Source organism: Parasutterella muris, assembly GCF_943193095.1.
GTDB classification, from domain to species: Bacteria; Pseudomonadota; Gammaproteobacteria; order Burkholderiales; family Burkholderiaceae_F; genus Parasutterella; species Parasutterella muris.
Map to the genome: position 1 here is coordinate 31,939 of NZ_CALPCV010000001.1, position 20,828 is coordinate 52,766.

21 protein-coding genes are annotated in these 20,828 nt (G+C 52.7%); 13 read left to right on the forward strand and 8 right to left on the reverse strand.

Features of this window, described 5'->3' with window-relative positions; translation table 11 throughout:
* Positions 1-159: 159 nt before the first annotated feature.
* The 4 genes from NFR90_RS00160 to NFR90_RS00175 are packed head-to-tail and all read left to right on the forward strand — an operon-like array spanning position 160 to position 3,275.
* On the forward strand, positions 160-546 hold the full coding sequence (locus NFR90_RS00160; RefSeq protein ID WP_160334234.1) for a PTS sugar transporter subunit IIA: 387 nt from the start codon (positions 160-162) through the stop codon (positions 544-546).
* Positions 543-812: an HPr family phosphocarrier protein gene (locus NFR90_RS00165; protein WP_160334233.1), complete on the forward strand. Its 270-nt coding sequence runs from the start codon at positions 543-545 to the stop codon at positions 810-812. The genes NFR90_RS00160 and NFR90_RS00165 overlap by 4 nt, the downstream gene beginning before the upstream one ends.
* A gap of 2 nt (positions 813-814) precedes the next feature.
* Complete coding sequence (ptsP, locus tag NFR90_RS00170) at positions 815-2,620, forward strand: phosphoenolpyruvate--protein phosphotransferase (protein ID WP_160334232.1); 1,806 nt, start codon at positions 815-817, stop codon at positions 2,618-2,620.
* On the forward strand, positions 2,613-3,275 hold the full coding sequence (locus tag NFR90_RS00175; RefSeq protein ID WP_160334231.1) for a YecA/YgfB family protein: 663 nt from the start codon (positions 2,613-2,615) through the stop codon (positions 3,273-3,275). The genes ptsP and NFR90_RS00175 overlap by 8 nt, the downstream gene beginning before the upstream one ends.
* Here NFR90_RS00175 and NFR90_RS00180 read toward each other — a convergent pair.
* From NFR90_RS00180 to NFR90_RS00190, 3 genes are read right to left on the reverse strand one after another with little or no spacing between them, the layout of a single operon-like run.
* Positions 3,272-4,666, reverse strand: a complete 1,395-nt coding sequence (locus NFR90_RS00180; protein WP_237178674.1) for an AmpG family muropeptide MFS transporter — start codon at positions 4,664-4,666, stop codon at positions 3,272-3,274. The genes NFR90_RS00175 and NFR90_RS00180 overlap by 4 nt on opposite strands.
* Positions 4,663-5,358 (reverse strand): pseudouridine synthase, encoded by a 696-nt coding sequence (locus tag NFR90_RS00185; protein WP_160334229.1) that lies wholly within the window; start codon positions 5,356-5,358, stop codon positions 4,663-4,665. The genes NFR90_RS00180 and NFR90_RS00185 overlap by 4 nt, the downstream gene beginning before the upstream one ends.
* Positions 5,355-6,131 carry an exodeoxyribonuclease III gene (locus tag NFR90_RS00190; RefSeq protein WP_251449769.1) on the reverse strand — a complete coding sequence of 259 codons (777 nt, stop codon included), beginning with the start codon at positions 6,129-6,131 and terminating at the stop codon, positions 5,355-5,357. The genes NFR90_RS00185 and NFR90_RS00190 overlap by 4 nt, the downstream gene beginning before the upstream one ends.
* A 137-nt stretch (positions 6,132-6,268) precedes the next feature.
* Between NFR90_RS00190 and pyrE the strand changes: the two genes are divergently transcribed.
* Positions 6,269-6,943, forward strand: a complete 675-nt coding sequence (gene pyrE, locus NFR90_RS00195) for an orotate phosphoribosyltransferase (RefSeq protein WP_160334227.1) — start codon at positions 6,269-6,271, stop codon at positions 6,941-6,943.
* A gap of 50 nt (positions 6,944-6,993) precedes the next feature.
* Here the strand turns inward: pyrE and gatB are convergent, their stop codons facing one another.
* Genes gatB through gatC form a run of 3 tightly spaced genes read right to left on the reverse strand, consistent with a single transcriptional unit; the run spans position 6,994 to position 10,203 of the window.
* Positions 6,994-8,442 carry an Asp-tRNA(Asn)/Glu-tRNA(Gln) amidotransferase subunit GatB gene (gatB, locus tag NFR90_RS00200; RefSeq protein WP_160334226.1) on the reverse strand — a complete coding sequence of 483 codons (1,449 nt, stop codon included), beginning with the start codon at positions 8,440-8,442 and terminating at the stop codon, positions 6,994-6,996.
* A gap of 14 nt (positions 8,443-8,456) precedes the next feature.
* Entirely contained in the window at positions 8,457-9,914 is a 1,458-nt protein-coding gene (gatA, locus tag NFR90_RS00205; RefSeq protein WP_251449771.1) for an Asp-tRNA(Asn)/Glu-tRNA(Gln) amidotransferase subunit GatA, read from the reverse strand.
* 1 nt (position 9,915) lies between these two features.
* Positions 9,916-10,203, reverse strand: coding sequence for an Asp-tRNA(Asn)/Glu-tRNA(Gln) amidotransferase subunit GatC (gatC, locus tag NFR90_RS00210; protein ID WP_160334224.1), 288 nt, complete (start codon positions 10,201-10,203; stop codon positions 9,916-9,918).
* 171 nt (positions 10,204-10,374) lie between these two features.
* Between gatC and NFR90_RS00215 the strand changes: the two genes are divergently transcribed.
* The 8 genes from NFR90_RS00215 to NFR90_RS00255 are packed head-to-tail and all read left to right on the forward strand — an operon-like array spanning position 10,375 to position 18,859.
* Positions 10,375-11,421 carry a rod shape-determining protein gene (locus NFR90_RS00215; protein WP_160334223.1) on the forward strand — a complete coding sequence of 349 codons (1,047 nt, stop codon included), beginning with the start codon at positions 10,375-10,377 and terminating at the stop codon, positions 11,419-11,421.
* A 12-nt stretch (positions 11,422-11,433) separates the two neighbouring features.
* The gene (mreC, locus tag NFR90_RS00220; RefSeq protein WP_160334222.1) at positions 11,434-12,342 is read left to right on the forward strand and encodes a rod shape-determining protein MreC; all 909 of its coding nucleotides are present in this window, start codon (positions 11,434-11,436) and stop codon (positions 12,340-12,342) included.
* Complete coding sequence (gene mreD, locus NFR90_RS00225) at positions 12,339-12,860, forward strand: rod shape-determining protein MreD (protein ID WP_160334221.1); 522 nt, start codon at positions 12,339-12,341, stop codon at positions 12,858-12,860. The genes mreC and mreD overlap by 4 nt, the downstream gene beginning before the upstream one ends.
* 16 nt (positions 12,861-12,876) lie before the next feature.
* Complete coding sequence (gene mrdA / locus NFR90_RS00230; protein ID WP_251449773.1) at positions 12,877-14,862, forward strand: penicillin-binding protein 2; 1,986 nt, start codon at positions 12,877-12,879, stop codon at positions 14,860-14,862.
* Between the two features lie 8 nt (positions 14,863-14,870).
* A complete protein-coding gene (gene rodA, locus NFR90_RS00235; protein ID WP_160334269.1) occupies positions 14,871-16,031 on the forward strand; it encodes a rod shape-determining protein RodA in 1,161 nt (386 codons plus the stop codon).
* Positions 16,032-16,047: 16 nt separating this feature from the next.
* Positions 16,048-17,232, forward strand: a complete 1,185-nt coding sequence (locus NFR90_RS11585; protein WP_160334219.1) for a septal ring lytic transglycosylase RlpA family protein — start codon at positions 16,048-16,050, stop codon at positions 17,230-17,232.
* Between the two features lie 3 nt (positions 17,233-17,235).
* Entirely contained in the window at positions 17,236-18,648 is a 1,413-nt protein-coding gene (locus NFR90_RS00250; protein WP_251449775.1) for a M20/M25/M40 family metallo-hydrolase, read from the forward strand.
* A gap of 4 nt (positions 18,649-18,652) precedes the next feature.
* On the forward strand, positions 18,653-18,859 hold the full coding sequence (locus NFR90_RS00255; RefSeq protein ID WP_251449777.1) for a hypothetical protein: 207 nt from the start codon (positions 18,653-18,655) through the stop codon (positions 18,857-18,859).
* A 40-nt stretch (positions 18,860-18,899) separates the two neighbouring features.
* Here NFR90_RS00255 and NFR90_RS00260 read toward each other — a convergent pair whose 3' ends face one another.
* Together NFR90_RS00260 and ilvA are read right to left on the reverse strand one after the other, a co-directional pair.
* The gene (locus NFR90_RS00260; protein WP_251449779.1) at positions 18,900-19,166 is read right to left on the reverse strand and encodes a hypothetical protein; all 267 of its coding nucleotides are present in this window, start codon (positions 19,164-19,166) and stop codon (positions 18,900-18,902) included.
* Between the two features lie 48 nt (positions 19,167-19,214).
* Positions 19,215-20,777: a threonine ammonia-lyase, biosynthetic gene (ilvA, locus tag NFR90_RS00265; RefSeq protein ID WP_277612782.1), complete on the reverse strand. Its 1,563-nt coding sequence runs from the start codon at positions 20,775-20,777 to the stop codon at positions 19,215-19,217.
* Positions 20,778-20,828 lie beyond the last annotated feature (51 nt).

Here is a 20,828-nt window from a genome sequence, read left to right on the forward strand (position 1 = left end):
GCGTCTCCTCTGTTGGTTTTTGATATTTTATTGTTTTCTGCGCCTGTGTTGGTACGGAGTCTGTGCAAAGAAGGTTCTCTGTCTGCGAATATGGCGTACGGCAAATCTGCCGGATGAAATATATACTTTCAAGGAGTTAAACATGTTGGAAGGACAGTTATGAGCGTGAGTTTGATAATCGCGGCGCATAAGCCGATAGCGAGCGCTTTTAGGGAAGCGACTCTTCAGATTATGAAAGAGGTCCCGGATTTCATAGCTGTTGATATTGATTCGGACGCTTCGGCTGAGGCGCTTCAGAAACAGCTTTCTGAGGCATGGAATTCCATCGAGGCTGAAGAACGTGTTGTGATTCTTGATATTGAAGGTGCGACGCCCTGCAATGTGATGCGCGGATTTTGCGAAACACATCCCTGCTTATTTCTTGTGCCGCTCTCTCTGCCGCTTCTCTTTAAGATGATTTGCTATCGCTCTCTTTCTTTGAAAGAGCTTGAACAGAAGGCAAAAGAAATTGGCGTCACCGCGTATCTCATTGAAGGAAAAAAATGAAATCCATTCAGGTAACGGTATTGAATCGTCTTGGTCTGCATGCTCGTCCGGCTGCTAAGCTCACTCAGAAGGGCAATGAATTTTTAAGTGATATTCGCATTGAGAAAGGCGGCCGAAAGGTCAACGGTAAGTCGATCATGGGCGTCATGCTGCTTGCGGCTTCCAAAGGTACGGAGCTTACCGTCACAGCGGACGGAACAGACGAGGATGCGGCCTTAGCGGCGGTAAAAGAATTATTTGACAGCAAATTCGGAGAGCAGGAATAGCCATGACTGACGAAGCGGTTCGTCCCAGGCAGGAATTAAGAGGAGTCGGCGTCTCCAGCGGGATCGGCTTTGGCCAGGCCAGAGTCATGAATTCCGGCTCTCTGCAGCTTCCTCAGTATCAGATTGAGGCTTCTCAGTCTCAGCAGGAAGTGGCGCGTCTTGCCTCCGCGATTACGGCGGTGAACAAGGAGCTTGATCTGATGATCCGGCGCTCGCCCAAGAAAGCGCCCAAAGAGGTGAAAGCCTTCCTTGAAGTTTTCCGAATGCTTGTGAATGACGAGACATTGTTTACGGAAACTTCGCGTCTGATTGAGCAGAAGCTGATTAATGCCGAGTGGGCGCTCGAGCAGCATCTCGAAGAGGTCCGCAAGGTATTTGAGAATCTGTCCGACTCTTATTTGGCTGAACGCGGCGATGACATTGAGCATGTCGTCACACGGCTTCAGGAAGAGCTGACCGGCGGGCGCAGACTTGGGGAACAGGTTCGGGATGCGGCGGATGAATCTGTCATTTTAGTGACGCATGACCTTTCGTTTGCGGACGTGATCTGGCTGACCGAGTATGAGGAGCTCGATCTTGTCGGCATCGTAACGGAGAAGGGCGGCCCCACTTCGCATACCGCGGTACTTTCTCAAACTCTGTTTATCCCGGCCATTGTCGGCGTAGGCGGTGCTGTCGGGCTGATCCAGAGCGGTGATCGAGTATTTGTTGACTCGCACAGCGGAACGATTATCTGCAATCCGGATGCGAAGGAAACCAAAGAGATCGCTTCACGCGTCAAGGATCAGGAAAGAAATTATTCTCAGCGATTCAGGGCAAGAAGACGGGCGGCGCAGACCAAAGACGGTTTTCGCATGACGCTCAAGGCTAATGTCGCAATGGTTTCCGGACTTGACGATATTCTGCATCTCGGCGCGCAGGGAATAGGGCTTTTTAGGAGCGAATACCTTTTTATGGGGCGGCAGGTTCTTCCCACAGAGCAGGAGCAGTACGAAAGCTACCGCACGCTTATCGAGGGGATGGGAAAGCGTCCGGTCACGATTCGAACGATTGACGTCGGCGGCGATAAGATTTTGACTCCTGAAGCGCTTCATCAGAATGTTTCGTCCGGGGCGGAGAAGGAAGATAATCCGGCTTTAGGGCTCAGGGCAATTCGTTTTTCGCTGGTGAATCCGAATCTCTTTTTAATTCAGCTTCGTGCGATTTTGAGAGCGGCACACGGTTTTGATGTTCGGATACTTTTGCCTCTGGTGTCGAACCTTCATGAGATTGAAGAAGCAAAGCGCTATATTGCGCTGGCCAAGGCGCAACTTAGTGAAGAGCAGGTACCGTTTAATCCCGATGTGAAAGTCGGCATTATGGTAGAGCTTCCGGCGGCGGTGCTCTGTATTGAGGAATTTTTGGAAGCGTCTGATTTTATCTGCATCGGCACCAATGATCTGATTCAGTATTGTCTCGGTGTGGACCGCGGCAATGCTGCGGTGGCCCCGCTTTATGACGAACTGCATCCGGCGGTTTTGAAGCTTTTGAAGATGAGTGCGAAGGCCGCCGCCAAAGCAGAGAAACCGATTTCGATTTGCGGAGAGGCAGGCGGAAAAAGCAGACTGGTACCGATTTTTATCGGTCTGGGCATCAAGGAGCTGTCGATGGCGCCGATGAATATTCCCGAAGTGAAGGAAGCGGTTCTCGGGCTTAAGCACTCTGCCTGCGTACGTTTGGTACAGCAGCTGTCAAAAGCGCATGACGGTCCTCACGCGGCCGAGATTTTGGATCAGTTTTGGGAAAAAGAGGAGAACAGGAATGTCTGAAAAGAGTAACGCAATGACGGTTGATGAGCTTAGTGAACTCGATGAGCTGCTTGCTTCGGTGGATGAAAGTGCGGAACCGATGGACGCGTCGGAAGCAGACGGTTTTATGACCGCGATACAGCTGCTGCCGACTCTTCCCGATACCAGAAGCTGGCTTGGGCGGATTCTTTCCACGAACGGCAAAGCCTCGGCTTCTACAGGCAGTGCCTCAGAAGACAAGCGTTTGAGGGAGTTGCTCATAAAACGTTTTCGTGAAATTGGAGAAACGCTTGCCAATTCGCAGCCCCTTGATCCGATCTACTTTGATGCCGAAGACGAGCGAGGCAGAGTTTTGGAAGGAAAGGAAGCGATTAAGGCTCTGGAGCCGTTTGCCATGGGCTTTTTAGAAGCCGGTCAGATTTGGCCCGATTTCCTGGAGAAATCCGATTCTCCCAAGATTGCCCTGGCGCTGCACGGAATTCTGCGTCATCTGCCGCAGGAGAGCTTGGGGGATTTCGCAGAAACGAAACAAATCCTCGATAAGGAAGCGCCGCTTGAGGACTTGCCCGCGGCGCTCTCCGATTTAGCCAGCTGTGTCGCGGAGATCGCCAATGTGACAAAGGGCTACGCATTTCCGGAGCTTAATGAGCCGATGGAGGAAGAGAGCAAAAATTAATGCTTTGATTTCTCCAGCATCCCGATTACCGGGATGAGGATCAAGACGGGTATGCCAAGCGCCGCAGTGATGATAAAGAAATTGGCATATCCGACGCTTTCGACCATAACGCCGGAGAAACCTGCGAGAAACTTAGGCAGAATCAGCATGATGGAGGAGAAGACCGCGTACTGAGTCGCCGAATACCGGACGTTGGTGAGCCCTGAGAGGTATGCGATAAAGGCGGCGCTCGCGAGACCTCCGGAGAGGTTGTCCGCGCTTACGGTAAAGACGAGGAATGCGAGGTCATGGCCGAGGCCTGCGAGGCAGGAGAAAAGCAGGTTGGTCGCGGAGGCAAGCAGCGCTCCGATAAAAAGCGTTTTAAGCACGCCCAAGCGCAGGACGACAACTCCCCCGACGAATGTACCGACCAAAGTCATGACGACGCCGAAAATTTTCGATACAGCGGCGACTTCTTCCTTACTGAATCCGAGATCTCGATAGAAAGGATTGCTCATAACGCCCATGACAACGTCGCTGATTCGATAGGTGGCAATGAGCAGCAGAATGGCGGCCGCATGCCACTTGTAGCGATCAAAGAAGTCGGCGATCGGACTCCAGCAGATAACTTTGAGCCAGCCGATAACTTTCGCAGCGGGCTGAGGCAGAGCGTCGTGCGTTCTGACGAATTCTTTGACCTTGCTTTTGACCTCCCGCAGCTCCCTGAGTTTGTCTGCCTCATCGATTTTATTAGGGGCGGGCGAGAGAATCGAGGTAAGAAGTCCGACACCGATGGAGGCGGCCATAATCAGATAAGCGACGGTCCAGCCCTTTTGATCGTAGACGCTGTCCGGAGTCGTTTGGAAGAGCGCCGCGAGCGCGAAGGCGCCGGCTCCGGCCCAAATCATAGCGATTCGATATCCGGTTTGATAAGTCGCTGCAAGCGCTCCCTGCAGATCGGTATCCGCGCTTTCAATACGGTAGGCGTCCAGAGAAATATCCTGTGTCGCAGACGCAAAGGCGGTCAGAAACGCAAAGAACGTCAGCAGCGGCAGATGGAAGCGAGGGTCGGAAAAAGCCATGCCCGAGAGAGAGAGCATCAGCATGAGCTGCGAGAGGATCAGCCACGTGCGCCGCTGTCCCAATTTCGCGGAGAAGTAGGGAATTTTGAGATTATCGACGAGGGGCGCCCACAGCCATTTGCATCCGTAGACCAATCCGATCCAGGACATGAAGCCGATGGTTTTAAGGTCGATTCCCGCCTCGCGCAGCCAGAATCCAAGAGTACCGAGGACAAGCAGCAGAGGAAGTCCTGCGGAGAATCCGAGGAAAAACATTCTCAGACATACCGGCTGCAGATAAATGCGGAACGCGCCGAACCAATTCTGAAGTTTTGAGCCGAGGGTGCTCATCCCGTGATCTCCGAGGCTGACGCGACCCAGCGCCATTGGCCGGCCGCCAGATCTGCCGGGAGTTTAAGGCGTCCGAACTGTACGCGTTCAAGTGCCGTGACTCGGTTTGAGACCGCAGCCAGCATGCGTTTTACCTGATGATATTTGCCCTGCGCGAGCGTGAGCTCGATAACATTGTCTGTGATCTTTACGCAGGAGCCGGCTTTGACTTCCGCTTTTTCATCCTTGAGCAGCACGCCTTTGAGCAGCGTACTGATCTGGTTGTCCGTAATCGGATGCTTGAGTGTGACTCGGTAGACCTTGTCAACATGTTTTTTAGGGTGTGTCAGGCGATGAATGAGTTTGCCGTCGTCGGTAAAAAGGAGCAGTCCGGTTGTGTCTTCGTCAAGTCGTCCCACCGGCTGCAGTTTTCGGGTTCTAAGCGGCGGCGGGAGCAGGCTGATCACGGAAGGATGGTGCAGCGGCTTGAGTGAGCATTCGTAGTGCTCAGGCTTGTTCATCATCACGATGGCTTTCTCGTAGTAAGGCCAAGCGGTGCCGTCAACGGTAAAGACGAGATCCTTCGTGTCAATATCTTCATCAGGGTCTTCGACAGGCATGCCTGCGGCGGTGAACTTGCCAAGCAGTATCAGGCCCCGACATTCATGACGTGTGCCGAAGCCTTGAGAGAAGAGAATCTGTTCTGCTTTCATTTGATATCGAAATCGTAGACAACGGTGAGAGGCGCGTGATCCGAAAAGCGTTCATCGCGGTACACGTCGGTTTTGGAGGCTTTTGCTGCAATCAGCGGTGTCGCAATCTGATAATCGATACGCCAGCCGACGTTGTTTTGACGCGCTCTGCCGCGATTGCTCCACCAGGTGTATTGGTTAGGCCGGGGATCAAGCTTACGGAAGACGTCTGTCCAGCCGTTGGCAAAGAGATCAGTGAGCCATTGACGCTCTTGCGGAAGGAACCCGGAGTTTTTGAGATTTCCTTTCCAGTTTTTGATATCGATTTCCTTGTGCGCGATATTGACGTCGCCGCAGAGGACAACTTCCCGTCCGTCGGCTTTTAGTGTGTTTAAGCGGTCCAAAATGACATCGAGGAAGCGGAATTTTGCCTGCTGACGTTCCTCTGAAGAACTTCCTGAAGGGAAATAGATGGAGACGACGATCAGGTTCTTAAAGCGTACTTCAACATACCTTCCTTCACGATCGAACTCTTCGCTGCCGAATCCGATAATGACTTCATCCGGTTCTTTTTTGGTCAGTACCGCGCACCCCGAATAGCCTTTTTTTTCCGCACAGTGGAAGTATCGAAAGGAGGAGGGTCCGAGAGTAAGTTCTTCGGGGACCTCGTGATCCTGAGACTTGAGCTCCTGAATACAAACGATGTCAGCGTCCTGCGCAGAGAGCCAGGATTGAAAGCCTTTTTGGACAGCACTTCTGATGCCGTTTGTGTTGGCGGTAATGATTTTCAGCACGTTGGTACCCGTTGATAAAGATGCTGTCTATATTACAACGGCCGTGAGAGCTGAAAGAGCTCGTCTTTGTAACGGGAAAATAACTTCGGAGCCGCTAAAATTAAGCTTTCTTTCCTCAGCAAGTTCCTGACAACATTATGTCCAAACTTCAACATAAATTTATTGAGTTTTGTATTGATTCGGACGTTCTCCGCTTTGGAGAGTTCAAAACCAAGGCAGGGCGTCTCTCGCCTTATTTTTTCAATGCCGGTTTGTTCTACACCGGCGCTTCGCTGCGTACGCTTGCGGATTTCTACGCCAGAACGCTTATTGAAGCGATTGAACAGGGACGCATTCAGTGCGACATGCTCTTCGGACCTGCTTATAAAGGCATTACGCTTGCCGCGGCGACAGCAATCCGCATGTCCGAGCTCGGTCATGACATTCCCTTCGCATACAACCGCAAAGAAGCCAAAGATCACGGAGAAGGCGGCAAGGTTGTCGGCGCTCCTTTAAAAGGGCACGTGGTGATCATTGATGACGTTATTTCCGCTGGAACTTCCGTCAATGAGTCGGTCAGAATTATTGAAGCGAGCGGGGCTTGCCCGTCCGGAGTTTTGCTGGCGCTTGACAGGATGGAGTGCTCGGGCACCGCTGAAGACGTCGGAGAGCGTTCGGCAGTTGAAGAAGTCGAACACAAATACGGGATGTCGGTCGTTGCGATCGCCAATCTTGCGGACCTGATGGAATATCTGAAGGAATCCGATGTAAAAGAGCTGTCGGCTTATAGTTCGGCTATTTCCGACTACCGCGCGCGTTACGGCGTTAAGTAAACAAAAGACACAAAAAAGCCGGCGTTAAAACCGGCTTTTTGTGAGCTTGTTTACTGAGCGAGCTTTGCTCTCAGAATTTCATTGACCTGAGCCGGATTGGCCTTGCCTTTTGTCGCTCTCATGGTCTGACCGACCAGAGCGTTGAAAGCCTTTTCCTTGCCCGATTTGAATTCTTCGACCATCTTCGGGTTGGCGGCAAGCACTGCGTCAATAGCCGCCTCGATGGCGCCGGTATCCGAGATTTGCTTCAGGCCCAGCGTTTCGATCAGTTCATCAACTTTGTCGCCCTTCTTTTCCCAAATCGCGGAGAAGACGGTACGCGCACCTTTCTGATTGATTGTGCCGTCGCTGTAGCGAACAAGAATATCGCCGAGCTGTTCGGCTGAGACCGGGCTTTCTTCGATCGAAAGCTCAGCGGCGTTGAGCTGAGCCATAACTTCGCCCTTGACCCAGTTGGCCGCGATCTTCTTGTCTTTGAGCTTAGCGGCTGCTTTCTCAAAGTACTCGGTGAGCGGACGGTGAGAGATCAGCTGCAGGGCGTCGGCTTCGCTGATGCCGTATTCGTTGATGAGACGCGCAAGCGTCTTTTCAGGAAGTTCAGGCATAGAGGCGCGAACCTCTTCGATCCATTCGTCGGAAATTTCAAGCGGGAGAAGATCCGGATCCGGGAAGTACCGGTAGTCCATCGAGTCTTCCTTCGTTCTCATTTCGCGTGTTTCGTCATTGTCCGGGTCATAGAGGCGTGTGGCCTGTACCACTTTTCCGCCTTCACTGATCAGTCCAATCTGGCGGCGAACTTCGTAGTCGATAGCGGCCTGAAGGAATTTAAAGCTGTTCAGGTTTTTAATTTCGCAGCGGGTTCCGAATTCTTTCTGGCCCTTGGGTCGGACAGAGACGTTGGCGTCGCAGCGGAAATTACCTTTCTGCATATCGCCGTCGCTGACGCCGATCCACATAACGAGTTCATGCAGCGCTTTTGCGTATGCAACGGCTTCTGCGGAGCTTCTCAGTTCCGGTTCCGTAACGATTTCCAAAAGCGGCGTTCCGGCACGGTTCAAATCGATACCGGTTTTTCCATGCACAATGCCGTGAACGCTTTTGCCCGCGTCTTCTTCAAGGTGCGCGCGGGTCAGATTAATAGTTTTTTGGTAGGTGCTTCCATCGGGGTTTTCGACCTGGAAGCTGACTCGTCCGCCGATGACAACGGGCAGTTCGAACTGGCTGATTTGATAGGCCTTCGGTAAATCCGGGTAGAAATAATGCTTACGGTCGAAGACGGAGCGGTTTGCGACTTTTGCGTCGATTGCAAGGCCGAAACGAATCGCCTTTTCCACAGCGCTCTTATTGAGGACCGGCAGGCAGCCGGGGAGCGCCAGATCGATCGGGCAGGCATGTGTGTTCGGTTCTGCGCCGAAAGAGGCGGAAGCGCCGGAGAAAATCTTAGATTTTGTTGAGAGCTGGACATGTGTTTCCAGCCCGATAACTACTTCCCATTCCATGTTTGTATTCCTTCCTAGTATCCGGCGGGGACAAGTTTATGCCAGTCAGTCGCCTGCTGATAGGCATGCGCGGTACCGAGCAGGCGGCCTTCTTCGCACTTGGGCGCGATCAGCTGCAGACCGTAAGGCAGTTTGCCTTCGCTCATACCGCAGGGCAGGCTGAGGCCGGGCAGTCCTGCAAGAGATCCCGGGACGGTGTACAAGTCGCTCAGGTATAAAGAGAGCGGATCGGCTTTAGCATCGAAGCGGAAAGCGGCATCTGTGGAGACCGGTGCGGCGATGACATCGCATTCGTTCTTAAAGATCGCATCAAACTCTTGAGCGATCAGGCGGCGTACCTGCTGAGCCTTGATGTAGTAGGCGTCGTAATAGCCGTGCGAAAGAACGTAAGTGCCGATCAGAATACGGCGTTTCGGTTCAGGGCCGAAGCCTTCATCACGGCTCTTTTTGATCATGTCGAGAAGATCGTTATAGTCTTTCGCACGATGTCCGTAGCGGACGCCGTCAAAGCGGCCGAGGTTGGAGCTTGCTTCCGCGGGCGCGATGATGTAGTAGACAGGAACGCCGAGGTTGGCTTTGTCGAGTTTGATATCGACGAGAACAGCGCCGAGACTTTCGTAAACGGAAAGTGCCTTGTAAATGGCGTCGCGCAGGCCCGGTTCGGCCTTATCGATCCAGGCGCGGGGAACGCCGATGCGCAGACCCTTGACGCCGGCATTCAGACCGACTGTCAGGTCTTCGGGCGGCAGTTCAATGCTGGTAGAGTCGCGCTTGTCAAAACCGATCATTTCAGAAAGAACAATAGCGCAGTCTTCAGCGCTTTGAGCGATGATGCCGGCGGTATCCAGACTGGAGGCAAATGCGATCATGCCCCAGCGGCTCGGTCTGCCGTAAGTCGGTTTAATACCGGTGACGCCGCAGAAAGCCGCGGGCTGACGGATTGAACCGCCCGTGTCGGTGGCTGTTGCAGCAGGCGCGATGCGCGCGGCGACGCAGGAGGCAGAACCGCCTGATGAGCCGCCGGGGACCGCGTTGGCGTCCCAGGGATTGTAGGTTTTGCCGTAAGCGCTGTTGGCGGTTGTTGAACCCATAGCGAATTCATCGCAGTTGGTTTTGCCCAGACAGACAAAGCCGGCGTTCTGAAGTCGTTCGACGACGGTCGCGTCAAACGGGCTCATGTAGTTTTCCAGCATTTTGCTGGCAGCGGTGCTCGCCCACTTGAGCGTCACAAAAATATCCTTGTGCGCAATCGGGATGCCGGTGAGCGGGGATGCCTCGCCTGAGCGGATTTTCTTGTCTGCTTCTTCGGCTTCCTTCAGTGTGACCTCAGGGCGCACGTCAAGAAACGCGTTGAGAGAGCTTGTTTTTTCGATTTTATCGAGGTACGCCTGAGCGACTTCCTTAGCAGAGACTTCTTTTGCAGTCAGGAGCTTTTTCAGCTCGGCGACAGTGGAATGTGTGAGATCAGTCATTTTATTCAATCACCTTTGGAACCAGGAATAAGCCGTCCATGACGTCCGGAGCATTCTGCATATTTTCTTCTCTGCGGTTATGTTCCGTGACTTCGTCTTCACGAAGTCTCTGAGCGCCCCCGAACGGGTGCGGCATGGGCTCTACGCCTGTGGTGTCGATGGACTGAATCTGTTCGACCATGGACAGAATGTCATTAAGCTCGACCATAAGTTTTTCGGCGTTTGCGTCCGAAAGGTCGATGCGCGCCAGATCAGAAATTCTGCGCACGTCATTGATGGTTAAAGACATGAACTTCCTAAAAAATGAATGAGTTTTTGCAATAACTGTTGTTTCTGCAAGTAACAGCCGGCCTCCGTCAGGGGCCTAAAATACCTTTTTTAGTCTATCATTTACGTTTGCCCTTCGTTCGAATTGGGCGGTTACTAAATATGTGCCAAGGTGGAGTGGCAGGGGGACTACATGTTCGGTGGTTTAAGGAACTTTTTTTCTAATGATTTAGCGATTGACTTAGGAACAGCCAATACGCTTATTTATTGTCGCGGCAAAGGAATGGTTCTTGATGAACCGAGTGTTGTGGCCGTGCGAACAGACAAAGGAAATTCAGGAAAGCTCGACGTCAGAGCGGTTGGTAAAGAAGCAAAGAACATGCTTGGCCGCGTTCCGGGCAACATTGACGCAATTCGTCCGATGAAGGACGGCGTTATCGCGAATTTCACGGTTACTGAGCAGATGCTCAAGAGTTTTATCAAGAAAGTGCATACCCCCAGCATTTTCACGCCTCGTCCCAGAATTGTCATTTGCGTCCCCTACGGATCTACCCAGGTTGAGCGCCGCGCGATCAAAGAGAGTGCTGAAGCAGCCGGTGCCAAGCAGGTTTTTCTGATTGAAGAACCGATGGCGGCCGCGCTCGGCGCAGGTCTTCCGGTTAGTGAAGCGGCCGGTTCCATGGTGATTGATATCGGCGGCGGCACAACTGAGGTCGGAGTGATTTCTCTGGGCGGCATTGTTTACGCCTGCAGCGTACGCGTGGGCGGCGATAAGTTTGATCAGGCGATCATTGATTACATCCGCCGCAACTACGGCATGCAGATTGGCGAGCCGACGGCTGAACGAATCAAAAAAGAAATCGGTTCGGCATTCGTTTCCAGTGAAGTGCGCGAGTTTGAGGTCAAAGGCCGCAATCTTGCGGAAGGTGTGCCTCGTTCATTTACGATTTCCAGCAACGAAGTGCTTGAAGCGCTTACCGAACCGCTGAATCAGGTTGTCGGAGCGGTCAAAAAGGCGCTTGAGCAGACGCCTCCAGAGCTTGGCGCGGACATTGCCGTACGCGGTCTGATGCTGACCGGCGGCGGAGCTCTGCTGAAGGACCTGGATCGTCTTCTGATGGAAGAAACCGGTCTTCCTGTCGTTGTCGCTGATGATCCTCTGACCTGCGTTGTCCGCGGCTGCGGTGTTGCGCTCGAAGGTATCGGTAAGATCGAAGATTCAATCTTCTGTTTCGGCTAGAAATAGGACAAGATGCTCGGGCCTTCAAAGCACCTGAAGTTTAATGCTCCCAGAGCTTCTTCCTTTACAAGCTTTGGTTTCTTCGCGTTTGCTGCCATTCTGATGATGGTTGTTGATCATCAAATGCAGGTGATGGAGCCTGTCCGAAGCGGTTTTGCGTGGGTTGCGGATGCCCTGCATACGGGTGTTACCGCTCCGTCCCGCGGTATTGAAGAAGCGGCGGAGTATTTTCAGTCGAAATCTAAGCTGGTTAATGAAAATGAGGTGCTGAAGAAGCGTCTGGCCGAGAGCGAAATGGAAAGGTTTCGCCTCGGGACTCTGAGCGATGAAAATCGCGTTCTGAAGGAGATGCTTCAGCAAAAGGCACTTTACCCGGTGCATTCAGTGATGTTTGAAGTTCGTCGGGCGCTCTCCGACGGCTTCACTCAGCGTTATCAGATCAACGGCGGAAGCGACGACGGAGTTGAGGTCGGGATGCCGGTTGTCACGGAAACCGGGCTCGCCGGTCAGATCATTCATGTTTCCAAGCGTTCAAGTCAGGTGCAGCTGATTCAGGATAAGAATCAGGAAGTTCCCGTTTTGTTTACAGAATCGCATGTTCGAGGCATTGTCCGCGGTACCGGAGACGGTGATACGCTGCAGAGCCGCGATTTACCGTTCAGCGACAAAATCAGGGTTGGTGAAAAGGTTGTGACTTCCGGTCTTGACGGTATTTATCCCAAAGGGATTCCAGTAGGGACCGTGACTTCCGTTCGCCCCGGCGAGGCCGGTTCTTATGTTGACGTGAGCATTGCCGCACCAAAGTCCATCGGTACGAGTGAATACGTACTGGTGATGTTTGTTGATACCGAATCCAAGCTTCCTCAGGTTGAAGAGGAGGAGCCGGCGGATCCGCAGCAGAGAAGAAAGGCCAAGCGATGAGTAATTTTTCCAAAGGCTTTAACTATCAGCGTCCGGATAAGTCAATTCATGATCCGACTTTGGCCGGACCGCTTTGGGTCTACGGTTCGCTTCTGTTGTCCTGGCTACTTGATCTGCTGCCAAGTTCGCACTGGCCGTTTTTTCCGAGTTTTCTCGTGATGACGCTGATTTTCTGGGCGATTCATCAGCCCAACAGAATTTTCTACTGGCTCGCATTCTGCTTAGGTCTTCTCACGGATGCTGATACCGGGGCCGTTTTCGGTCAGCACGCGCTGACTTACTGCGTCGTGGTATTTTGTGCTGAACTGATGAGTGTTCGGCTGCTTTGGCTCTCTCCGATCAGTCAGGCAATATCTCTGCTGCCGGTTTTTCTTCTTCCCGCGGTTTTGAAAACCGTGGAAAGCTTTCTTTTGTCTCAGCAAAGCTTTGATGCGGCATGGTTCCTCCAGGTTTTGCTGTTTATTGTCTTCTGGCCGCTGTGGGTTTGGTTTTTATCCAGACGTTTTTATCTCGGCTGAGGCCGCCTGACGCATTATGAAACGAAGGGTCCAGGAGCTCGAATCCAAACACCGGCAGCAGTTCATTAATCGCTGCTGGTTCTTTCTGTTTGTTACGCTTCTGTGTTTTGGAATACTGACGCTTCGTTTTGTGTGGCTGCAGATTATTCAGTACGACGAACTTGTCGTTAAGGCGGAAGCCAACCGGAAAACAGAAACCGCGCATCCTCCGAGGCGCGGGACTATTGTTGATAAAAACGGCGAAATTCTCGCGACGAATGATCCGATCTACACACTCGAAATTACGCCGGCAGAGACGCCGAATTTTAGAAAAACCATAGATGAACTCGGAAAAATCATCAGTATTTCCAAAGGCGATCTACGTCGTTTTAATCGTCTGAAGGATGAGCTTCCTCGTTTGAGCCCGGTGCCGATTAAGAGTGGTCTGACAGACGAAGAAGTTGCTCGGTTTACCGCTCAGTCCTGGCGATTCCCCGGCGTTGAAGTTCGTTCCCGCATGCATCGCAGGTATCCGCAGGCGGAAGCCGCGGCGCATGTCGTCGGCTATATCGGAAGAATTTCACAGAAAGATCAGACGCGCCTTGAAGAAAGCGGACGCGGTCGTGATTACTCCGGTACGCTCAATATTGGCAAGACCGGCATTGAACTCTCTTACGAGGACGAACTTCACGGCAAACCCGGTTTTGAAGAAATTGAGGTCCGCGCCTCAGGCCGTCCCATTCGTTCGCTGTCAATGACTCAGCCCAAGACCGGGAATCATTTGGTTCTGACGCTTGATATGGGCCTGCAGCGCATGATCATGAAAGAGCTAGGAGACAGAAGAGGCACGGTCATTGCCATTGAGCCGAAGACCGGAGATGTGCTCGCCTTTGTTTCCAATCCCAGTTTTGATCCGAACCTATTTGTTGACGGTATTGATCAGGAGACCTGGGACAAGCTGAACCAGGACGAAGACAAGCCGCTCATGAATCGAGCTTTGAGAGGAACTTATCCTATCGGGTCCACGTTTAAGCCCTTTATGGCGCTTGGCGCGCTGGAGATGAAAGTTCGCGATCCGAAGCGTGTCATTCAGGACAACGGCCATTTTCAGCTTGGCAATCATGTGTTTCGCGATTCCACCAAAGGGCGCGGATACGGACCCGTAGATATGCATCGTTCGATTGTTGTTTCTTCAGATGTGTATTACTACTCGCTTGCTCAGGACATGGGTATTGATCGAATTCATGATTTCATGAAACCCTTTGGTTTTGGGCAGATTACCGGGATCGATCTTGTCGGCGAAGCACGCGGTATTCTTCCTTCGAAGGAATGGAAGCAGAAGCGCTTTAAACAGCGCTGGGCGGTTGGCGATACGATTTCCATCGGTATCGGTCAGGGCTACAACTCTTTTACGATGTTGCAGCTGGCGCACGCGGTGGCAACCCTTGCCAATGACGGCATTGTGATGAAGCCGCACCTGGTGAAGAAGATTATCAACGCGGAGACCGGGGAAGAAGAGGTTATTGCCAAGGATCCGGTGGATGTGATTCCGCTCAAAAAAGAGAATGTGGATTTTATTAAGAACGCGATGCACGATGTGACGCTCAAAGGAACCGGGCGCGCGCTGTTTGCCAACGCGCCCTACACCGTCGGCGGAAAAACCGGAACCGCTCAGGTTTTAGGCATCAAGCAGGGCGCGACGTATGACAAGAACAAGATTAAGGAGTGTCATCGCGACCACTCCCTGTTTATAGCGTTTGCTCCTGTGGACAAGCCGCAGATTGCGCTTGCCATTATGGTGGAAAACGGCGGCTTCGGCGCTGCCGCGGCAGCGCCGCTTGCTCGGAAAATTTTGGATTATTACTTGGTGCAGAGCCGTATTCCCGAAGATAAGCGGGAAGGGGCCTCATCTAAAGAGGCTGGCGCAAAGCCAGCTTCAGGGAAAGCGCCCGCAAAAACTGCTGTGAAGAAGCCCGCGGCGAGGACGGACGGGAAAAACGGACAGAAGGGAGATAAACGTTGAACTCGTTGATTACTGTGCACAAAGAACCCTTCTATGTGAAGGTGCTGAAAACGTTTCTCAGTGTGTTTTTTTCGATTGACTGGACACTGCTGGCGATTGTGACGCTGCTGAGCGCCTGGGGTTTTGTGACGCTTTATTCTGCAGGCTACAGTTTCCCCTGGCGTATTGACGGACAGATTCGAAATTTAGCGGCCGCCGGAGCGGCGATGCTGGTTTTCGCCAATATTCCCATGAAATGGATGAAGGGACTCGCGATTCCTCTTTACGCGGTCGGTCTTCTTCTGTTGGTCGCAACGCTGCTTTTCGGCGTGAATACCAAGGGCGCGACGCGCTGGCTCGACATTGGCGTAGTCCGCATTCAGCCCTCGGAGATCATGAAGCTGGCGACGCCGCTTTTGATCGCCTGGTATTTCCAGATTCGCTATACCGCTCAGGAAGGCGTTCTGCGCTGGTGGGACTATGCGGTTGCGTTTGTTCTGCTTGCTCTGCCGGTTGCGCTGATTTTGAAGCAGCCTGACCTTGGCACATCTCTCTTGGTCTGCGCCTCCGGCTTTGCCGTGATCTTCTTTGCCGGACTCAGCTGGAAATTTTTACTGTTGATGATTTCGTGTGCGGCGGCTGCGCTTCCCGTTGTCTGGAGCATGATGTATGACTATCAGCGACAGCGGGTTTTGACTCTGCTGGATCCGAGTTCGGATCCTTTGGGTGCGGGTTTTCATACGCTGCAGTCAATTATTGCGATCGGTTCGGGCGGAATGACCGGAAAGGGCTGGATGAACGGAACCCAGGCGCATTTGGATTTTATTCCTGAGCGAACCAGTGACTTTCTTTTTGCGGTATTTTCCGAGGAGTTCGGTTTTTTCGGAGATGTCGGACTGCTGCTCCTTTACACGCTGCTGATTATGCGTACGCTTTATATCGCCTCGGTCGCTTCAACCATGTTTGAGCGTCTGACAGCCGGAGCCATTGCAGCGATCTTTTTGATGTATTCCTTTGTTAATATGGGAATGGTCAGCGGGATCCTGCCCGTTGTCGGCGTGCCCCTTCCCTTTATGAGTTACGGCGGTACTGCGCTTCTGATTTTAGGCATCTGCTGCGGACTGCTGATGAAAATTTCCGCCGGACGCCGCATAAAAGAATCTTTGTACGGAGATTCTTACCGAAGTTAGCTGAATAAGAAAAAACATGAAACGACGTTATTGGCAGATACTGATTTTTTCGGCCGCGGCCTCGATTCTCGCCGGCTGCGGAACCTCACAAAAAGACGGCAAGTACTACGATAACGACGGACCGCCTTCTGCCTTAGGTACGATCGGTATGGAAACGAAGAATGCGGTGCCGAAGGTAGAGAAGCCGATTGCCGCGACGAACCGTCCTTACAAGGTCATGGGCAAAACATATGTTCCGATGACAGGAGACAAGCCTCTGGTACAGACCGGTTACGGCTCCTGGTACGGCAAACAGTTCCACGGGAAGAAAACCTCCACCGGTGAAATTTACGATATGTACGCGATGACAGCGGCGCATACCACGATGGAGCTTCCGAGCTATGCCAAAGTGACGAATCTGGAAAACGGCAGAAGCATTATTGTTCGTGTCAATGACCGCGGACCGTTTCTGCACAGTCGTGTGATTGATCTCTCTTATGCGGCCGCCTCGCGTCTCGGCTATGTCAATAAAGGAACGGCCAAAGTGAAGGTCGAACGCATTACACGAGCGCAGATCGCGGCAGGGAATATTCCTTCGACCACAAACGGCAGTGTTCTTGCTTCGATTGCCGCGCCCGTGGCGAAGAAAGTATTGTCTTCAAGCGAGAGCGGCTCAACCAAAGAGTCGGATTTTATTGCTCAGGTCGCTACTTTAGCTGCCGAAGGGGAGTCCCTTGCCTCTTCGAGTTCACCGAGTATTACCGCCGATCGCGTCATCATAGAAAAGGATCAGCCGCCGCTGAATCAGAATCCGGTTGAGCGTGTACTGGAAGCCGGGGCGCAGATCGCTTTGGAAAAAGCCGGAAATGCTGATCAAACCACCTTGAACACGTTTGAGACAGAGGCAAAAGCCGAAGTCATCAGCGCACTGAAAAAACACGCGTCTGAATCTCAGCTGGGCCAAGCAGTAAACGCGGCTTCTGCGGTTAAGCAATACGCCGTGCAGCTCGGCGTGTTCCGTTCCGAGCAGAACGCCTTAAAACTCAAGCAGCAGTTCACGGAAGTTCTTGGGGATAAAATGGGTGCGCAGGTGCGCATTGAGCTCGTTAACGGGCTTCATAAAGTGGTGGTCGGCAGCGGCATGACGGAGGCGCAGGCGAAAGCCGCGACAGCCATTGTTCGAGATGCGCTGAATATCAAGGCTTTCGTTTTAAAGGAGTAAAAGGTGCATCAGAAGATTTATGAAAGCGTAGAATGTTTTTGGCAAACATCGATGCTTGCCGCGCTGGAGGATTTCATTCGTATTCCTGCTCTTTCACCGGACTTTGACAACAGCTGGGAAAAGACCGGTCATTTGGCATTCGCGGTAGAGCAGGCGAAGGCTTGGGCGCAGAAACAGGGGATTCGAGGGCTCAAGTGCGAAATCGTGAAAGACGAGGGCTGCACGCCGTGTCTTCTTGTTGAGATAGAGCCGAGTTCTGTTGATAAATTTGAGCGTTCGGTATTCTTTTACGGGCATTTGGACAAACAGCCGGAAAACGAGGGCTGGGACGCCGACAAATCTCCGTGGGTTCCGGTGCTGCAGAACGGCCGTCTTTACGGCCGCGGTTCTGTTGATGACGGCTACGCCTTCTACTCACTGCTTGGCGCGGTTAAAGTGATGCAGGAGCTCGGTTTTGCGCATCCGAGATGCGTCGGGCTTTTTGAAACCTGTGAAGAGTCGAGCTCGCGTCACTATGAAGCGTATCTGGACAAATGCAGACAGCGCCTTGGCGACATCGGGCTGGTCATTGCGCTTGACAGCACTTGCGGTGACTACGATCGACTTTGGATCGTTCGCTCTTTGCGCGGAATGCTCGGCGGAGTTCTGAAGGTTCAGACACTGACGGAAGGCGTGCATTCCGGGGAAGCAAGCGGAATTGCGCCGAGCTCCTTTATGGTTCTGCGCAATCTTCTGGACCGACTGGAGAATTCTGCTACCGGAGAGATGCTTCCGCAAGCCTTTAAAACAGAAATTTCCGACGAAACGGTGGAAGAAAACCGGCAGGTCGCGGCGCTTTTAGGTGACGAAGTCTGGTCCCATTTCCCATTTGCGGGGGCCACTCAGCCTTTGAGCAGGGATGCTCTGACCTGTCTGCTTAACAGAGGCTGGCGTCCGGAAATGACAGTGACGGGCATTGACGGTGTGCCGAAGGTCGAAAACGCAGGCAATGTTATGCGTGTCTTTACCGCCGCAAAGATCGGCATTCGCCTTCCGCCGGGCGTAGATGCGGTTAAAGCGTCCCGCGCACTTTCTCAAATTGTGACGGAGAATCCGCCTTTTCAGGCAAAGGTCAGCTACAGCTCCACGGTAGAGAGCGACGGCTGGACAGCGCCTCAAACCGCGCCGTGGCTTCAGAAGGCATTCGAGGAGAGTTCTCAGGCCTTTTGGGGCAATGCGCCCTGTTACTTTGGAATGGGCGCCTCTATCCCGCTGCTGAATGTGTTTTCGAAGACGTGGCCTAAGGCGCAGTTTATGGTGGCCGGCGGCTTAGGTCCCAATTCGAACGCGCACGGTCCGAACGAGTCGCTGCACATTGAGTATGCTCTGAAGTTAATAGCTTCGATCGTTTGGATCGTAGCCAACTATAAGGAGTGACGTTTTGAGACGGGATGTAGTGGTTGAAGTGATCGTTCAGTATCCGAACGGATGCGAAAATTTTGCAACGAAGATGGAAGCCGAGAGATATATCAACGCCAATCTCGAAGAAGAGGTGCCGACAGCGGCTTGGGTTGAAGAGATCAACGGCAAAAAGAAATGCGATCTTCAGCTGATTGAAGAAAACGGAGAGATTCGCATCGCCGACTAAGTCGGAAGTTGAGAAAAGCCCGGCGTCGGGCTTTTTTCAATTAATCCTCACGGTTCCAATTGCTGACAAACTTTCGCAGTGATCCGACGAGGTATCCGGCTTGATATGAGCGCTCCTGAATAGCTTTGACCGCACCCTCTAAATCGATAGCGGGCAGACGTCCCGCGATGTAATTGCGAATTTCGTCACGCAGCACGTCTTCGGGCGGCCGCTTCTGCATTTCGGCCATGACATTAAGGGCGGTACGCGCCTGAGGCGGCAGACCCTGCATGACTTTGTCAACCGATTCTTTGCTGGTCAGACTCATTGGATTTTCCTCAAGGAGGGCGGCCGCGATCGGACCGCCGTGCCGATATTATCCCAGGAACTGCTGATAAGCAGGATTATCGGTTTCCTCTACGTAGGCGTAGCCGAGATTCTGCAGGAATGCGCCGAATTTTTCGCTGTCTTCCTGAGGGACCTGAAGACCGACCAGAATACGGCCGTAATCGGCGCCTTGGTTCCGATAATGGAACAGGGAGATGTTCCAGTCGGGCGCGCTCGAGGAGAGGAATTTGAAGAGGGCGCCGGGTCTTTCAGGGAATTCAAAGCGGAAGACTCGTTCGTTGACTGCCAGTTTGGAGTGGCCGCCGACCATATAACGGAGGTGTGTTTTTGCCAGTTCGTTGTCGGTCAGGTCAACTGCCGGGAAGCCGTTTTCTTCTAAGAGCTTTTTAATGCCTTGAGCTTCGCTGCGGTGTTCTGTCTGCAGGCCGACATAAATCTGAGCCTTGTCCGCATCCGAGATACGGTAATTGAATTCCGTAACGCTGCGGCTGCCAAGCAGCGAGATCAGCTGCTTGAACGCGCCTCGGCGTTCGGGAATTGTCACGGAGAAAAGCACCTCACGATGTTCGCCGAGTTCGGCGCGTTCAGCGACGAAGCGAAGACGGTCGAAGTTCATGTTGGCGCCGGAAAGAACGCCCACAAAGTTCTGGTCTTTGATGTTGTTCAGTTTGACGTATTTCTTGATGCCTGCGACGGACAGAGCGCCTGCCGGTTCGAGAATGCTGCGTGTGTCTTGGAACACATCCTTGATTGCCGCGCAAACTTCGTCCGTGTCAACGAGAATGATGCCGTCAACAAAGTTTTCGCACAGACGATAGGTTTCTTCACCGACAAGTTTAACGGCGGTACCGTCGGAGAAAAGTCCGACATCGGCAAGGAAGGTCGGTTTGCCGTTTTTGAGGGACTGATTCATAGAATCGGAGTCAACCGTCTGCACGCCGAACACTTTGATTTCCGGATACAGCGCTTTGACGTAGACGGCAACGCCGGCGAGAAGGCCGCCGCCTCCGACGGGTACAAAGACCGCGTCGATGGCGCCGTTTGCGTTCTGGGCCTGACGAATGATCTCCATGGCGACGGTACCCTGACCGGCGATGATGTCCGGATCATCGAACGGCGGAACCGGAGTCAGGCCTTCTTTGGCCTGAAGTTCAGCCGCATAGGCAGCGGCGTCGGAAAAAGAGTCGCCGTAAAGAACGACTTCACCGCCGAGTCGGCGAACCGTGTTGATTTTCAGCGCCGGTGCGGTAATCGGCATCACAATGACCGCGCGGCACTTGAGTTTGCTTGCGGCGAGTGCAACGCCCTGGGCGTGGTTGCCTGCGCTTGCGGCGATTACGCCTTTAGCGCGTTCTTCCGGCGTCAGGTTGGCCATTTTGTTGTAGGCGCCTCTCAGCTTGAAGCTGAACACGCTCTGTAAATCTTCTCGTTTGAGCATGACGTTGTTTCCAATTCGCTCGGAAAGCAGTTTGGCTTTTTGGAGCGGAGTTTCTTTTGCAACGTCATAGACATGAGCCTTGAGGATGCGACGCAGATATTCTTGTTCAAGCATTTTTTGTGATTTGTGATTGGTAAAGTTAAAAAATAGCACTAAGGCGGCCAAAAAATAAAAAAGAGCGTTTTAGTTTCTGACTCTTACTCG

Excerpts from the sequence above, each read along its gene's own strand:
- mreC (WP_160334222.1), top strand. The coding sequence starts at position 11,434 with ATGCTCGGGCCTTCAAAGCACCTGAAGTTTAATGCTCCCAGAGCTTCT.
- NFR90_RS00260 (WP_251449779.1), bottom strand. The coding sequence starts at position 19,166 with ATGAGTCTGACCAGCAAAGAATCGGTTGACAAAGTCATGCAGGGTCTG.
- gatA (WP_251449771.1), bottom strand. The coding sequence starts at position 9,914 with ATGACTGATCTCACACATTCCACTGTCGCCGAGCTGAAAAAGCTCCTG.
- ptsP (WP_160334232.1), top strand. The coding sequence starts at position 815 with ATGACTGACGAAGCGGTTCGTCCCAGGCAGGAATTAAGAGGAGTCGGC.
- pyrE (WP_160334227.1), top strand. The coding sequence starts at position 6,269 with ATGTCCAAACTTCAACATAAATTTATTGAGTTTTGTATTGATTCGGAC.
- mrdA (WP_251449773.1), top strand. The coding sequence starts at position 12,877 with ATGAAACGAAGGGTCCAGGAGCTCGAATCCAAACACCGGCAGCAGTTC.
- NFR90_RS00180 (WP_237178674.1), bottom strand. The coding sequence starts at position 4,666 with ATGAGCACCCTCGGCTCAAAACTTCAGAATTGGTTCGGCGCGTTCCGC.
- NFR90_RS00215 (WP_160334223.1), top strand. The coding sequence starts at position 10,375 with ATGTTCGGTGGTTTAAGGAACTTTTTTTCTAATGATTTAGCGATTGAC.
- gatB (WP_160334226.1), bottom strand. The coding sequence starts at position 8,442 with ATGGAATGGGAAGTAGTTATCGGGCTGGAAACACATGTCCAGCTCTCA.
- NFR90_RS11585 (WP_160334219.1), top strand. The coding sequence starts at position 16,048 with ATGAAACGACGTTATTGGCAGATACTGATTTTTTCGGCCGCGGCCTCG.
- NFR90_RS00160 (WP_160334234.1), top strand. The coding sequence starts at position 160 with ATGAGCGTGAGTTTGATAATCGCGGCGCATAAGCCGATAGCGAGCGCT.
- NFR90_RS00175 (WP_160334231.1), top strand. The coding sequence starts at position 2,613 with ATGTCTGAAAAGAGTAACGCAATGACGGTTGATGAGCTTAGTGAACTC.
- mreD (WP_160334221.1), top strand. The coding sequence starts at position 12,339 with ATGAGTAATTTTTCCAAAGGCTTTAACTATCAGCGTCCGGATAAGTCA.
- NFR90_RS00185 (WP_160334229.1), bottom strand. The coding sequence starts at position 5,358 with ATGAAAGCAGAACAGATTCTCTTCTCTCAAGGCTTCGGCACACGTCAT.
- gatC (WP_160334224.1), bottom strand. The coding sequence starts at position 10,203 with ATGTCTTTAACCATCAATGACGTGCGCAGAATTTCTGATCTGGCGCGC.
- NFR90_RS00165 (WP_160334233.1), top strand. The coding sequence starts at position 543 with ATGAAATCCATTCAGGTAACGGTATTGAATCGTCTTGGTCTGCATGCT.